1 rRNA gene is annotated in these 236 nt (G+C 37.7%); it reads right to left on the bottom strand.

Going from position 1 to position 236, the window contains the following annotated elements:
- Window positions 1-121: 121 nt before the first annotated feature.
- Window positions 122-236: ribosomal RNA gene (locus ETC27_RS18355) — 23S ribosomal RNA — on the bottom strand; the annotation flags it as partial.

Below are 236 nucleotides of genomic sequence, written 5' to 3'. Positions count from 1 at the left end.
TCAACTTATCTATTTTCATAAGGTCAGGCTCTAAAAGCCTAAAGTTGAATGTATTGAACACTCAAAACTAAATAACAATCTCTTGATAAATAAGTAAAGCTGAACTCATATGTTCTATTACTTGGTAAAGTCCTCGAGCTATTAGTACTGGTCCGCTCCATCCCTCGCAGGACTTCCACTTCCAGCCTATCAACCTGATCATCTCTCAGGGCTCTTAATTCATAAAGAATGGGAAA

It is taken from the genome of Onishia niordana (assembly GCF_004798965.1).
Lineage (GTDB): Bacteria > Pseudomonadota > Gammaproteobacteria > Pseudomonadales > Halomonadaceae > Onishia > Onishia niordana.
The sequence above is the reverse complement of the archived record's forward strand: the minus strand, read 5'-3'. Positions and strand labels throughout refer to the sequence as shown.